At 73.1% G+C, this 16,197-nt stretch carries 2 protein-coding genes; both read right to left on the reverse strand.

Annotated elements, in window-relative coordinates; all coding sequences use genetic code 11:
• A partial coding sequence (locus ACIBAD_RS27770) for an SDR family NAD(P)-dependent oxidoreductase (RefSeq protein WP_398909392.1) occupies nt 1–11,189 on the reverse strand: 11,189 nt, incomplete at its 3' end.
• A 96-nt stretch (nt 11,190–11,285) separates the two neighbouring features.
• The gene (locus ACIBAD_RS27775) at nt 11,286–16,193 is read right to left on the reverse strand and encodes a type I polyketide synthase (RefSeq protein WP_398909232.1); all 4,908 of its coding nucleotides are present in this window, start codon (nt 16,191–16,193) and stop codon (nt 11,286–11,288) included.
• Between the last annotated feature and the right edge of the window lie 4 nt (nt 16,194–16,197).

Raw genomic sequence — 16,197 nt, forward strand, 5'->3', positions numbered from 1 at the left:
AGACCATTGCTCGCACCATCCTGATTGACCGCCGAACCACGCACCACCGCCAGCACCGGATGCCCGTTGCGACGCGCATCCGACAACCGCTCCACAAGGAGCATGCCGACGCCCTCGCCCCAGGCGGTGCCGTCCGCACCGGCCGCGAAGGAGCGGCATCGGCCGTCGGCCGACAGACCGCGCTGGCGGCTGAACTCGACGAACACGTCCGGGGTGGCCATGACGGCCACACCGCCGGCGAGCGCCATCGAGCACTCCCCCGCACGCAGCGCCTGGATCGCCCAGTGCAGGGCGACCAGCGAGGACGAGCACGCCGTGTCGACCGTGACCGCCGGGCCCTCCAGCCCGAAGACGTACGAGAGACGGCCCGAAGCGATCGATCCGGTGTTCGTGTTGTCCGCGTAGTCGTGGTACATCATGCCGGCGAAGACGCCCGTCGAGCTGCCCCGCAGCGTCGCCGGGTCGATGCCCGCCCGCTCGAAGACCTCCCACGAAGCCTCCAGCAGCAACCGCTGCTGCGGATCCATGTGCAGGGCCTCGTTCGGGCTGATCCCGAAGAACGCCGGGTCGAACTCGTCTGCGGTGTGGAGGAATCCGCCCTCGCGAACGTAGCTGGTGTTCGGGCGCTCCTTGCTCGGGTCGAAGATCTCGTCGAGGTCCCAGCCGCGGTTCGACGGGAACTCGGTGATCCCGTCCACACCGTCTGCTACCAGCTTCCAGAGGTCCTCCGGCGATTCGACGCCGCCCGGGTAGCGGCACGCCATCGACACGATTGCGATCGGGTCGTCGTCCAGCACCGTCGCGGCGGCGAAGGCGTCGCCGCCCTCGACGGACCCGGTCAGCTCAGCCGCCAGGTGACCGGCGACCGCCTCGGAGGTCGGGTAGTCGAAGACGAGCGTGGCCGACAGACGCAGGCCGGACACCTCGTTGAGGCGGTTGCGCAGTTCGACGGCCGCCAGGGAGTCGAAGCCCAGCTCGCTGAACGCACGTCCGGCCTCGACGGCATCGGCGGACGCGTGGCCGAGCACCTCGGCGACCTGTGCACGGACAAGGTCGACGAGGAAGCGTTCCCGCGTGTCCTGGGGCATCCCGGCGAGCTGTGCACCGAGGCCCGAGCCCGCGCCGGCCGCGCCGTTGCGGGCGGTCTGCCGGAGCGGCGTACGGACGAGGCCGCGCAGCATCGGCAGGGAGTTCCCGGTAGCGGCCTGGGCGCGCAGGGCGGCCAAGTCGAGCCGGAGCAGGACGTTCAGCGGGGCCTCGGAGCCGAGTGCCCGGTCGAAGAGCGCGAGGCCCTCCTCAACGGAGAGCGGCGGGAAGCCCTGGCGGCGCAGCCGCCGGACGGTCGCCTCGTCGAGGTGCCCGCCCATGCCCGACTCCCACAGGCCCCAGGCCAGGGACACCGCGGGCAGTCCCAAGGACCGCCGGTGGGCGGCGAGGGTGTCGAGGAAGACGTTGGCCGCCGCGTAGTTGGCCTGTCCCGCCGCGCCGAGCGTGCCGGCGACGGAGGAGAAGACGACGAAGGCGGACAGGTCCATGGCGCGGGTGAGTTCGTGCAGGTGCCAGGCCGCGTCGGCCTTCGGCGCCAGCACGGTGTCGAACCGCTCCGGGGTCAGGGCCCCGACGACACCGTCGTCCAGGACACCGGCGGAATGGACGACGCCCGTCAGCGGGTGCTCCGCCGGCACCGCCGCCAGTACGGCAGCCAGCGCCTCGCGGTCGGAGACGTCACACGCCACGACGGTGACGCTGATGCCCAGCCCGGCCAGCTCCGCCTGCAACTCGGCGGCGCCGGGGGCGTCAACGCCCCGGCGGCTGGTCAGCAGCAGGTGCCGTACCCCGTACTCGGAGACCAGGTGGCGGGCGACGAGCGCGCCCAGACCACCCGTACCGCCGGTGACCAGCACCGTGCCCTCGGCGTCGAAGGCGACGGCGGAGGCGGAGGTCTCGTGCACCGCCTTCACCAGACGGGGCACCAGCACCGCGCCCGCCCGCAGGACCACCTCGGACTCGCCACCGGCGACCGCGGCCGCGAGCACCTGGTGCGACTCGGCCGAGCCGTCCACGTCCACGAGCGCGAAGCGGTCGGGGTTCTCGCTCTGCGCGGCCCGTACCAGGCCCCACACCACGGAGGGTGCCAGGGTCTGCGCCGCGCGGCCGGCATCGGGTCCGGCGGCACCGCGTGTCACGACGACGAGCCGTGAGGCGGCGAACCGCTCGTCGCCCAACCAGGTCTGCACGGCTTGCAGCACCAGGTGCGCGGCCCTGTGCGCCTCGGCCGGGACTTCCGCGTCGATCTCCGCGAGGACCGGGAACAGCACGTGCGCCGGCACGTCCCCGCCGGCATCGATCGTGGCCAGCAGGGCGGTCAGGTCCGCGTGGTGCGCGGCACCGGTTCCGAGGTCCAGCACGTCCGGGCCGACCACGGCCCAGTCGGTACCGGTGGGCGGGATGACGGCCGAGACCGGTACGGGCGCCCAGTCCACCTCGTACGAGACGGGTCCGCGGTCGGCGCCGGCAGACGCGAGCTGCTCGGCCGAGACCTCACGGGCCACCAGTGAGGAGACACTGAGGACGGTGTTGCCGGAGCTGTCCGCGACGGTCAGCTCGCGGCTGTCCGGACCGGTCGGCGAGACGCGCACCCGCAGCGAGGTGGCACCCGTGGCGCGCAGCGCCACCGCGTTCCAGGCGAAGGGCACGAGGGCGCCGCCCTCGTCCGCACCTGCGGCGTCGTCCTCGGCGGAGTCGCCGATCAGGCCGACGTGGAGGGCGGAATCGAGGAGGGCGGGGTGAATGCCGACGCGGTCGGCGTCCTCGTGCGCCTCCTCGGGCAGTTCGACCTCGGCGTAGACTGTGTCTCCGGCCCGCCAGGCGGCCTTGAGGCCCTGGAAGGTCGGGCCGTAGCCCAGGCCGCGCGAGAGCAGCCGCTCGTAGACGCCGTCGACGGGCAGTTGTTCGGCGTCGGCGGGCGGCCACTGGGCGAGATCGTGCGCCGGGGCGGCCACATCGGAGGCCAGCAGGCCGTCGGCGTGGAGCTGCCATGCTTCGTCGCCGGACTTGGCCCGCGAGTGGATCCGCACGGAACGGCTGCCGTCGGCACGGGTGACGCCGACGGCGACCCGCAGCACCACGGCTCCCTGTTCGGGCAGTACGAGGGGTGCCTGCAGGGTCAGTTCGGCGAGGCCGTCGAGACCCACGTGCTCTCCGGCTCGCAGAGCCAGTTCCACGAAGGCCGTCCCGGGCAGCAGGACGCTGCCGAAGGCCTGGTGGTCGCCGATCCACGGATGAGTGGCGAGCGACAGTTGTCCGGTGAACACCGGTCCGTCGGCGTCGGGTGATTCGACGACTCCGCCGAGCAGGAGGTGGTCGAGTGCATCGACACCGGTTGCCGCTCCACCGCCGGAGCCTGCGCCGGCCCACGGGTCGGCCCAGTAGCGAAGGGTGTCCACCCAGTACCGCTGGCGCTGGAAGGCGTAGGTGGGCAGGTCGACGCGGCGGGCGCCCGTACCGGCGAAGAACGCCGTCCAGTCGACGGCCGTGCCGCGGACGTGGAGCTGACCGAGCGCGGCCAGCAGCGCCGGGGCCTCCGGACGGTCCTTGCGGACCGCCGGAACCGTCAGGACGCTCTCCCCTTCCAGGGACTGCTGCGCCATCGCCGACAGCACACCGTCCGGACCCAGCTCCAAGAACCGCGAGACCCCTTCGCCCTCCAGGAAACGGATCCCGTCGGAGAACCGCACCGCCTCACGGACATGACGCACCCAGTACTCGGCCGTGGACAGCTCCTCGCCGGCAAGGGTGCCGGTCACGTTCGAGACGACCGGAATCCGAGGCGGGTAGAAGGTGAGGCTCTCCGCGATGCTCCGGAACTCGGCCAGCATCGGCTCCATGAGCGGCGAGTGGAACGCGTGCGACACCTTCAGACGGCTCGTCTTACGACCCTCGGCCTCGAAGTGCGCGCCGATCGCCAGCGCGGCAGCCTCATCACCCGAGACCACGACGGACGACGGCCCGTTCACGGCAGCGATCGACACACCATCGACCAGGTGCGGGAGGACTTCCTGCTCCGTCGCCTGGATCGCGACCATGGCACCGCCCGCAGGCAGGGCCTGCATCAGACGGCCACGGGCCGCCACCAGACGCGCCGCGTCCTCGAGCGACAGCACCCCCGACACGTGCGCGGCGGCCAGCTCGCCCACTGAGTGGCCGGCCAGGAAGTCCGGACGGACCCCCCACGCCTCCACCAGGCGGAACAGAGCCACCTCGACAGCGAACAGGGCAGGCTGCGAGAACTCCGTCTGGTTCAGCGCATCGGCATCCTCACCCCACACCACATCCCGCAGCGCACGCGACAGATGACCGTCCAACGCCCCCGCCACCGCATCGAAGGCGGCCGCGAACACCGGGAACGCGCCATACAACTCACGCCCCATACCGATCCGCTGCGCACCCTGACCCGTGAACAAGAACGCCGTACGACCCTTGGCGCTGCGCCCCACGGCCTGACCACGGCCCTCGGCCACCGCCGCCAGGCCGTGCAGGAGCTCCTCACGGGTCTCACCGACGATCGCCGCACGGTGTTCCATGGCCGGGCGGGTCGTGGCCAGCGACAGTGCCACGTCGAACAGGTCCAGGCCGTCGTTCGCCTCGATGTGCGCGAGCAGCTGGGCGGCCTGGGCGGGCAGTGCCTCGGCCGACTTCGCCGAAAGGACCCACGGCGCGGGCGCCGTGGCGGCGGATCCGGCGGGTACCGGCGCGGCTTCCTCTACGTGCTCGATGATGACGTGCGCGTTGGTGCCGCTGATGCCGAAGGAGGAGACACCGGCCCGGCGCGGACGCCCCAGCTCCGGCCACTCCCGAGCCTCGGACAGCAGCTCTACGTCGCCCGCCTCCCAGTCCACCTGGTGCGAGGGCTCGTCACCATCGAGGTGCAGCGTCTTGGGCAGAACACCGTGACGCATCGCCTCGACGACCTTGATGATGCCCGCGACACCCGCGGCGGCCTGCGTGTGGCCGATGTTCGACTTCAGCGAACCCAGCCACAGCGGCTGCCCCTCCGGACGCTCCTGCCCGTAGGTCTCCAGGAGGGCCTGGGCCTCGATCGGGTCACCCAGCGTGGTGCCCGTACCGTGCGCCTCGACCAGATCCACGTCCGCGGTGGAAAGCCCGGCCGAGGCGAGCGCCTGCCGGATCACCCGCCGCTGCGAAGGACCGTTCGGAGCCGTCAGACCATTGCTCGCACCATCCTGATTGACCGCCGAACCACGCACCACCGCCAGCACCGGATGCCCGTTGCGACGCGCATCCGACAACCGCTCCACGAGCAGCATGCCGACACCTTCACCCCACACCGTGCCGTCCGCGCCGGCCGCGAAAGACTTGGCCCGCGCGTCCTGGGAGAGGCCGCGCTGGCGGCTGAACTCGACGAAGGCCTCGGGAGTGGCCATGACAGCCACGCCGCCGGCGAGCGCCATCGAGCATTCACCGGTGCGCAGCGCCTGGATCGCCCAGTGCAGGGCGACCAGCGACGACGAGCACGCCGTGTCGACCGTGACGGCCGGGCCCTCCAGCCCGAAGACGTACGAGACGCGGCCGGACGCGATGGCGCCCGTGCCGCTGTTCGCGGCGTAGTCGTGGTACATCATGCCGGCGAACACGCCCGTCGAGCTGCCCCGCAATGTCGCCGGGTCGATGCCCGCCCGCTCGAAGACCTCCCACGAAGCCTCCAGCAGCAACCGCTGCTGCGGATCCATGTAGAGCGCCTCGTTCGGGCTGATCCCGAAGAACGCCGGATCGAAGTGCGCGGCGTCGTGCAGGAATCCGCCCTCGCGGATGTAGCTGGTGTTCTCGCGCTCGCCGCTCGGGTCGAAGAGGGCGTCGGTGTCCCAGCCGCGGTCGGTCGGGAACTCGGTGATCCCGTCGACGCCACCCGCGACCATCTGCCACAGCGCCTCCGGCGACTCGACGCCGCCGGGGTAGCGGCAGGCCATCGAGACGATGGCGATCGGGTCGTCGTCGACAGGGGCCAGCCCGGGCGTGAGCGGGGTCGCCGCGGCCTCGCCGAGGCCGGACAGCTCCTCCAGCAGGTGTCGGGCCAGGGCCGTCGGGGTCGGGTAGTCGAAGACGAGGGTGGCCGGGAGGCGCAGCCCCGTATCGCTGTTGAGGCCGTTGCGGAGTTCGACGGCGGCCAGCGAGTCGAAGCCGAGGTCCCGGAAGGCGCGCTCGGCCTCGACGGCCTGGCCCGAGCCGAAGCCGAGGACGAGGGCCGCGCGGTTGAGCACGAGGTCGAGCAGGGTGGTTTCCCACTCGGCCTCCGGCAGTCCGGCCAGCTGACGGCGCAGGGAGCCGGATCCGGCGGCGCTGTCCCGGGCGGTGCGCCGGCGGGCGGCGGGGACGAGACCGCGGAACAGTGCGGGGAAGGTGTCGCCCGCGTTGCGGATGGCCGGGAGGTCGAACTTGACGGGGACGATCGTGGGCGCGTCGGTGGCGACGGCCGCGTCGAAGAGCTCGAGGCCTTCCGCCGGTGCCAGCGGGAAGATGCCGCCCTGCGACATCCGCGCGTGATGGGTGTCGGCGAGCGTCTCGGCCATGCCACCGGTCCAGGGGCCCCAGGCCAGCGCGTGCGCGGGCAGGCCGGAGGCACGGCGGTGGGTGGCGAGCCCGTCGAGGAAGGCGTTGGCCGCGGCGTAGTTGCCCTGTCCCGGGGTGCCGAGGGTGCCGGCGCCCGAGGAGAAGAGGACGAACGCCGTCAGGTCGATGCCCGCGGTGAGTTCGTGCAGGTTGAGTGCGGCGTCGGCCTTGGGCGCGAGTACGGAGTCGACGCGCTCGTGGGTGAGGGAGGTCAGGATGCCGTCGTCGAGGACACCGGCGAGGTGCACGACGGCGGTCGGCGTGGTGCGTGAGAGCAGCCGGGCCAGCGCTTCGCGGTCGGCTGCGTCACAGGCTTCGAGCGTGACCTCTGCTCCCAGCTCGGTGAGTTCGGCGCACAGTTCGGTCGCCCCGGGCGCGTCCTGGCCGCGGCGGCTGGTGAGCACGAGGCGCCGGACGCCGTGGCGGGTGACCAGGTGGCGGGCCAGGAGGGATCCGAGGCTGCCGGTGGCTCCGGTGAGCAGCGCGATGCTGTCGGGGCCGAAAGCGGGGGCCGGGGCCTCGGCCGGCGCGGAGACCCGGGCGAGGCGGGCGGCGTACGGCACTCCGGCGCGTACGGCGATCTGGGGCTCCCCGGTGGCGAGCGCGATGTCGAGGGCCTGGTCGCGGCCTTCCTGCGCGCCGCCGACGCCGGTGTCGACGAGGACGATGCGGCCCGGATTCTCGGACTGTGCGGAACGGGCCAGACCCCAGACGGCCGCGCCGGCCAGATCGGTGACGTCCTCGCCGTCGAGGGCGACGGCGCCCTGCGTGACCAGGGCCAGCTGCGGTTCGTCGGCGTCGGCGAGGCCGTTCTGCAGGAAGTCGAGCGCGTCCTTGACGGCCCGGTGCAGGGCCTCGGCGTCGGTGCCGGGCTTGCTGTGCAGTATGAGGGTGCGGCTCGCCGCGGGGTCCGCGCCGTCGGTCGCGGGGACGGCGGTCCAGTCCGTCCGGTAGAGGGAGTCGTGCTGCGGGGAGCTCGCGGAGGCGATCTGCTCGGCGGAGATGGGCCGTACGGTGAGGGAGCCGACGGAAGCCACGGGCTGGCCGGCGCCGTCGGCGACGGCGAGCGTCACGCTGTCGGCACCGGTACGGGTGAGCCGGACGCGGAGGTTGGCGGCACCCGAGGCGTGCAGGACGACCTGGCTCCACGCGAACGGGATGGCGGCCTGCTCCGCGGAGGCGCCGGTGAAGACGATCGCGTGCAGGGCGGCGTCCAGCGCCGCCGGGTGGAGGCCGAGCCGCTGGGCGTCGGCGTGCGCCCCGGTCGGCAGGGCGACCTCGGCATAGACGGTGTCACCGGCCCGCCAGGCGGCCTTGAGGCCCTGGAACACGGGGCCGTACGAGAGTCCGGCCTCCGACAGGGTCGTGTAGTGGCCGTCGAGGTCGATGGGCTCGGCGTTCAGCGGCGGCCACGGCTCGAGGGTGGTGCCGGTGACGGTCCCGGCGGTCTGGGGTCGGAGCACACCGGCGGCGTGCCGGGTCCACTGCAGGTCCGCTTCGGCGTGCTGGGGGCGGGAGTGGATGCTGAACGGGCGGGCCTGCGAGCCCTCCGCAGGTGAGCCGATGGCGACCTGCAACTGGACGCTGCCGCGCTCGGGGAGGACGAGCGGAGCCTCCAGGGTCAGCTCGTCGACCTCTCCGCAGCCGACCTGGTCGCCGGCCCTGATGGCCAGCTCCACGAAACCGGTGCCGGGGAAGAAGACGGATCCGCCGACCACATGGTCGGCGAGCCACGGGTGCGTGGTGACGGACAGGCGCCCGGTCAGTACGACGCCCTCGGAGTCGGCGAGGACGACGGCGGCGCCGAGCAGCGGGTGATCGGCGGAGTCGAGACCGGCCGAAGCCACGTCGCCGATGCCGCTTTCGGGAACGATCCAGTAGCGCTCGTGCTGGAAGGCGTAGGTGGGGAGCTCGACGCGGCGGGCGCCCGTACCGGCGAAGAACGCCGTCCAGTCGACGGCGGTGCCGCGGACGTGGAGCTGACCGAGCGCGGTCAGCAGCGCCGGGGCTTCCGGGCGGTCCTTGCGGACCACCGGAACGGTCAGGACGTTCTCCCCTTCCAGGGACTGCTGCGCCATCGCCGACAGCACACCGTCCGGACCCAGCTCCAAGAACCGGGAGACGCCTTCGGCCTCCAGGAAGCGGACACCGTCGGAGAACCGCACCGCCTCACGAACGTGCCGCACCCAGTACTCGGGAGTAGACAGTTCCTCACCCGCGAGGGTGCCGGTCACGTTCGAGACGACCGGGATGGCCGGCTGACCATAGGTCAGACCCTCAGCGATCGTCCGGAACTCGTCGAGCATCGGCTCCATCAGCGGCGAGTGGAACGCGTGGCTGACCTTGAGACGGCTCGTCTTGCGACCCTGCGCCTCGAAGTGCGCACCGATCGCCAGGGCGGCAGCCTCATCACCCGAGACCACGACGGAAGACGGCCCGTTCACGGCAGCGATGGACACACCGTCGACCAGGTGCGGGAGGACTTCCTCCTCGGTCGCCTGGATCGCGACCATGGCACCACCGGACGGCAGTGCCTGCATCAGACGGCCACGGGCCGCCACCAGACGCGCCGCGTCCTCGAGCGACAGCACCCCCGCGACGTGCGCTGCGGCCAGTTCGCCCACCGAGTGACCGGCCAGGAAGTCCGGACAGACCCCCCACGCCTCCACCAGGCGGAACAGAGCCACCTCGACAGCGAACAGGGCAGGCTGCGAGAACTCCGTCTGGTTCAGCGCATCCGCATCCTCACCCCACACCACGTCACGCAGCGGACGCGACAGATGACCGTCCAGCTCCCCCGCCACCGCATCGAAGGCAGCAGCGAACACCGGGAACGCGCCATACAACTCACGCCCCATACCGATCCGCTGCGCACCCTGACCCGTGAACAGGAAAGCGGTGAGTCCCTCGGCGACGAGGCCGGTCTGGAGCGCCGGGTGCGGTTCGCCCGCGGCCAGCGCGGTGAACGCCGCGAGGGCGTCGGCGGCGTCTTCGGCGAGCACGACCGCCCGGTGCTCCAGCGCGGAACGCCCGGTGGCGAGCGAGTGGGCGAGGTCGAGCGGTTCCGCCTCGGCGAGGAAGGGCGCGATGCGGTCGGCCTGGCCCGCGAGCGCCGCGGCGCTGCGCGCGGAGACCATCCAGGGCAGCGGGAGCCCGTCGGCCCATGCGGCGGGGGGTGCGCTCTCCTGTGCTTCCTCGGCGGGTGCCTCGGCGGCCGGGGCCTCTTCCACGATGACGTGGGCGTTGGTCCCGCTGACGCCGAACGCGGAGATGCCGGCCCGGCGCGGGTGCTCGGTCTCGGGCCAGTCGACGGCCTCGTCGAGCAGCCGTACGTCCCCGGCCGTCCAGTCCACGTGGCTGGACGGCTCGGTGACGTGCAGGGTCTTGGGCAGGACGCCATGGCGCATCGCCTGGACCATCTTGATGATCCCGCCGACGCCGGCCGCGGCCTGGGCGTGGCCGATGTTCGACTTCAGCGAGCCCAGCCACAGCGGGCGGCCTTCGGGGCGGCCCTGGCCGTAAGTGGCGAGCAGGGCTTGCGCCTCGATGGGGTCGCCGAGGGTGGTGCCGGTGCCGTGGCCTTCGACGGCGTCCACCTGGGCGGCGGGGATGCCCGCCGCGGCGAGGGCCTGGCGGATGACGCGCTGCTGGGCGAGGCCGTTGGGGGCGGTGAGGCCGTTGCTCGCGCCGTCCTGGTTGATGGCGGAGCCGCGTACCACGGCGAGCACCGGGTGGCCGTTGCGGCGGGCGTCGGAGAGGCGTTCCAGGACGAGCATGCCCGCGCCCTCGGCCCAGCCGGTGCCGTCCGCGCTGTCGGAGTACGCCTTGCAGCGGCCGTTGGCGGCGAGTCCCTTCTGCTTGCTGAAGGCGATGAAGGGGCCGGGCGTGGACATCACCATGACGCCGCCGGCGAGGGCGAGGCTGCATTCACGCTTGCGCAGGGCCTGGGCGGCGAGGTGTACGGACACCAGCGAGGACGAGCAGGCGGTGTCGATGGTGAGGGAGGGGCCTTCGAGGCCGAGGGCGTACGAGATGCGGCCGGAGATCACTGCGGCCACGGTGGCCGTGCCGAGGTATGCCTCGGCGGCTTCGGGCGCTGCGGACAGGAGGTCGCCGTAGTCCTGGAAGCCGGAGCCGACGAACACGCCGACCCGGCCGCCGTGCAGGCTGTCGGGGGCGACGCCGGCGCGTTCGACGGCCTCCCAGGAGACCTCGAGCATGAGCCGCTGCTGCGGGTCCATGGCGAGGGCCTCGCGCGGCGATATCCCGAAGAACGGGGCGTCGAACTCGCCGGCGCCGTAGAGGAAGCCGCCTTCGCCGACGTAGCTGGTGCCGGAGCCCGCGGACTCGCTGTCGCCGAGGATGGCGTCGAGGTCCCAGCCGCGGTCGGTGGGGAAGGGGGCGACCGCGTCGGCGCCGTCGGCGACGAGCTGCCACAGCTGCTCGGGCGACTCGACGCCGCCCGGGTACCGGCACGCCATCGACACGATGGCGATGGGGTCGTTGTCCGCGGACTCGACCTCCTGGAGCCGGCGGCGCGTCTGTGCCAGGTCGGCGGTCACACGCTTCAGATACTCGAGGAGCTTGCCGTCGTCAGCCATCCCAGCCTCACAACACCTTTCAGTCCCCGGTGGGACCCCAACACAACTGATCGTTTTTCAGGACAGGCCGAGTTCTTGGTCGATGAACGCGAGGACGTCCTCGGCGGAAGCGTCGTCGAGCCCGCCGATGTCGCTGCCGAAGTCGCCGTCGGCACCGGGTGAGGCGGACCCCCCACGGTTCCTCAGCCTGGTCGCAAGGTCCTGGAGTCGCGCTGCGATGCCGTGGTCCTCGGCCTCCTGCGGGGTGAGGGAGGCCAGTGCGAGTTCGAGCCGGTCGAGTTCGGAGAGCAGGCCCAGTACCTCTCCCGCCTGGTCCTTGCAGAGCTGCTGGTGCAGGTACTCGGCGACGGCCGCGGGGGAGGTGTGGTCGAAGACGAGGGTGGCGGGCAGGGCGATGCCGGTGGCGGAGCCGAGCCGGTTGCGCAGGTCGGTGGCGGCGACGGAGTCGAAGCCGAGGTCGGTGAAGGCCCGGCCGGGCTCCAGCTCGGCGGGGGTGCCGTAACCGAGCAGGGCGGCCACGTGCGTCCGTACGAGCTCCAGCAGGGTCCTGGTCTGCTGCGCGGGCGGCATGGCGGCGAGCCGCTCCGCGAGCGCGGAGTCCGCTGCCCCGCTCGACGCGTCGCCGGTGCCGTCCGGGGCGGCGAGCTCGCGGGCCTCGGGCAGTGCGTCGAGCAGTGGCCGCGGGCGGGCCGTCGTGTAGACGGGGGCGAACCGGGACCAGTCGATGTCGGCGACCACCAGGTGGCTTTCCTCGTGGTCGAGGGCCGTCCGCAGGGCGCGCAGGGCGAGTTCCGGCTCCATCGGCGGGGCGCCGATGCGCTGCATGACGGAGGTGATCTCGTCGTCGACCATGCCGCTCGCCCAGGAGCCCCAGGCGATGGAGGTGGCGGCGCGGCCCTGGGCGCGGCGCCGGTGGGCGAGTGCGTCGAGGTAGGCGTTGGCGGCCGAATAGGCGGCCTGGCCGGCGCTGCCCCAGACGGCCGCGCCGGAGGAGAAGAGGAGGAAGGCGTCGAGGGGCCGGTCTCCGAGGAGTTCGTCCAGGAGTGCGGCGCCGAGCACCTTGGCGCGGCCCACCTCGGCGAATTCCTCCAGCCCGAGTTCGGCGGCGGGGGCGAGCCGCTGCAGTACGCCGGCCGCGTGGACGACTGCGGTGAGCGGGGTGTCCTCGGGGACTGCGGCAAGCAGGGCGGCCAGGTCGTCGCGGTCGGCAGCGTCGCAGGCGGCGATGGTGACGCGGCAGCCGAGGGCGGTGAGTTCGGCCTCGAGTTCCGCTGCTCCGGCGGCGGTCCGGCCGCGGCGGCTGGTGAGGACGAGGTGTTCGGCGCCGAGGCCGGCGAGGAGGCGGGCGACATGGGCGCCCAGTCCTCCGGTGCCGCCGGTGATGAGGACGGTGCCGCGGGGCTTCCAGTCGCGGGGAGCGGGCACGTCGCCGAGGGGGGCGTGCACCATGCGGCGGGCGAAGAGGCCCCGGGCGCGGACCGCGAGCTGGTCCTCGCCCGCCGTTCCGGCGAGGGCCGACACCAGGCGGCGGGCCGCCGGGGCGTCGAGGGTCGCGGGCAGGTCGACGAGGCCGCCCCAGGTGTCGGGCTGGTCGAGGGAGAGGCCGATGCCGGTTCCCCACAGCAGGGCTTGGCAGGGGTCGGTGGGCTCGGCGGGGTCGACGGTGGCGGCACCGGTGGTGGTGCTCCACAGCCGGGCGCGGCTGCCCGTGTCGCCGAGGGCTTGGGCGAGGGCGAGGGTGGCGGCGGTGCCGCGGGTCAGTGAGGGGTGGGCGGGGTGGACGCGGTCGTCCAGGGCGAGCAGGGAGAGGACTCCGGCGGCCCCTGTGGCGGCGTCGGTGGCGCGGAGCCGTGCGGCGAGGGCGGTGCGGTCCTCTTCGCCGGTCTCGATCCGTACGACGGCCGCGGCCCCGCCCGCTTCGAGGGCGGCGGCGACGGTCCGTACGCGTTCGTCGTCGGACATGCCCGCGGGTACGGCGAGCAGCCAGGTCCCGTCGAGGCGTGCCGAGGTCTCCTCGGGTACGGGCTGCCAGGCGACGCGGTAGCGCCAGGAGTCGACGGTGTGGGCTTCGCGCACCGTTCGGCGCCAGGCGGTCACCGCGGGCACGACCTCGCCGAGGGCGGCGGGGTCGACGCCGAGGCGGCCGGCGAGGACGGGGAGGTCCGCGCCTTCGAGGCTGTCCCAGAAGGTGGCGTCGGCCGGGTCGGCGGCGCCGCGCGGCGCGGTGGTGTCGGTGTCCTGCCAGTACCAGCGGCGCTGGAAGGCGTAGGTGGGCAGGTCGACGCGGCGGGCGGAGCCTCCCGCGTAGAAGGCGCTCCAGTCGACGGGGAGGCCGCGGACGTGGAGGTGGCCGAGGCCGGCGAGCAGTTCCCGCTCCTCCCGGCGGCCGCGGCGCAGCAGGGGGACGAACGCGGAGTCGGTGTCCGGCGCCGTGCAGTCGGGTCCGGTGGCGGACAGGGCGGCGTCGGGGCCGAGTTCGACGTACGTGGTGACGCCCTTGGCGCCGAGGAAGCCGATCCCGTCGGCGAAGCGGACGGCTTCCCGCACGTGGCGGACCCAGTAGTCGGGGGTGGAGAGTTCGTCGCCGGCGAGGGTGCCGGTGACGTTCGAGACGACGGGGACGGCCGGGGTGCCGTAGGTGATGCTCTCGGCGACCGTGCGGAACTCGTCGAGCATCGGATCCATGAGCGGGGAGTGGAAGGCGTGGCTGACGCCGAGGCACTTGGTCTTGCGGCCGAGGGCGTCGAAGTGCGCCGTGACCGCGAGGACCGCCTCCTCGTCGCCTGAGATCACGACGGACCGGGGGCCGTTGACGGCCGCGATCGCGACGGTGCCGCTGAGCTGCGGGAAGACCTCTTCCTCGGTGGCCTGGAGTGCGGCCATGGCGCCGCCGGCGGGCAGGGCCTGCATGAGTCGGCCGCGGGCTGCGACCAGGCGTGCCGCGTCCGCGAGGGTGAGTACGCCGGAGACGTGCGCCGCGGCGAGTTCGCCCACCGAATGGCCGGCGAGGAAGTCGGGGCGTACTCCCCAGGAGCCGAGGAGGCGGTGGAGGGCCACTCCGACGGCGAACAGGGCGGGCTGGGCGAACTCGGTACGGTTCAGGGCGGCTTCGTCCTCGCCCCACATCACGTCGCGCAGGGGGTGCGACAGGTGCCGGTCCAGCTCGGCGGTGGCCTCGTCCAGGGCCTCGGCGAACGCGGGGAAGGCCTCGTACAGCTCGCGGCCCATGCCGGTGCGCTGGGCGCCCTGGCCGGTGAAGAGGAACGCGGTGCGGCCTTCGGTGACCGCGGCGGTGGACAGCCCGGGGTAGGGCTCCCGGGCGGCGAGCGCCTCGAGGGCCTGGCCGAGTTCGGTCCGGTCGGCCGCGACGACGGCGGCGCGGTGGCGCAGCGCGGCGCGGGTGGTGGCCAGTGAGAAGCCGAGGTCGAGGACGCCGGGTTCGTCGCCGGTGCGGGCGTTGAGGTGGGCGAGGAGCCGGCGGGCCTGGTCGGTGAGGGCGTCGGGGCTCTGGCCGGAGAGGAGCACGGGGACGAGCCGCTTCGGCGCCGCAGGGGCCGGAGTGCCGGCGGCGTCCGCGGTGTCGGCGGTGCCGGCCGTCTCGGCCGGTGCGGGGGCGGGCGCCTCCTCGATGATGACGTGCGCGTTGGTGCCGCTCATGCCGAACGAGGACACGCCGGCCCGGCGCGGGTGCTCGCCCCGGGGCCAGGGCCGGGCCTCGGTGAGCAGCTCGATGTCGCCCGCGGTCCAGTCGACCTCGGTGCTGGGTCCGGCGATGTTGAGCGACCGGGGCAGCAGGTCGTGGCGCATCGCCTGGACCATCTTGATGATTCCGCCGACACCGGCCGCCGCCTGCGCGTGGCCGATGTTCGATTTGAAGGAGCCGAGCCACAGGGGGCGGCCCTCGGGCCGGCCCCGGCCGTAGGTGGCGAGCAGGGCCTGGGCCTCGATCGGGTCACCGAGCACCGTGCCGGTGCCGTGCGCCTCGACGGTGTCGATCTCGTGGGCGGAGAGCTGGGCGGCGGCGAGCGCGGCCTGTATGACGCGTTGCTGTGAGGGGCCGTTGGGCGCGGACAGTCCGTTGCTGGCGCCGTCCTGGTTGACGGCGGATCCGCGGAGCACGGCGAGTACGGGGTGCCCGTTGCGGACCGCGTCGGAGAGCCGCTCCAGCAGGAGCAGGCCGACGCCCTCGCCCCAGCCGGTGCCGTCCGCGTCGGAGGAGAAGGACTTGCAGCGGCCGTCCGGGGCGAGCCCGCGGTCCTGGCTGAAGCCGACGAACGACGAGGGGGAGGACATGACGGTGGCGCCGCCCGCGAGGGCGAGCGTGCACTCGCCGGCGCGCAGGGCGCGGGCCGCCAGGTGCAGGGCGACGAGGGAGGAGGAGCAGGCGGTGTCGACGGTGATCGCCGGGCCTTCGAGGCCCAGGCAGTACGAGATCCGGCCGGAGGCGACGCTGGCCATGCTGCCGGTGCCGCCGTCGCCGTAGTCGTGGTAGACGATCCCGGTGTAGACGCCTGTGGAGGTGTTCTTGAGGGAGTCCGGTGCGATGCCGGCCCGTTCCAGGACCTCCCAGGCCGTCTCCAGCAGGAGCCGCTGCTGCGGGTCCGTCTCGCGCGCTTCGCGCGGGCTCATCTTGAAGAAGTCGGCGTCGAATTCGCCGGCGTCGAGCAGGAAGCCGCCCTCACGAGCGTACGACTTGCCCGGTGTGCCCGGTGTGGGGTCGTAGAGGCCCGCGGTGTCCCAGCCGCGGTTCTCCGGCAGGTACGAGATGCCGTCGCGGCCTTCGGAGACCATCTCCCACAGCTCTTCCGGCGTACTGATCCCGCCCGGGAAGCGGCAGCCCATCGCGACGATGGCGATCGGCTCGTGCTCCTTGGCCTCGACCTCCCTCAGCCGCCGCCTGCTCTGTTGCAGGTCGGACGTGGCGCGCTTGAGATAGTCGCGGAGCTTGTCCTCGTTCGTCGACATGGCA

The organism is Streptomyces sp. NPDC051109, assembly GCF_044455885.1.
In the GTDB taxonomy this organism is placed as follows: domain Bacteria; phylum Actinomycetota; class Actinomycetes; order Streptomycetales; family Streptomycetaceae; genus Streptomyces.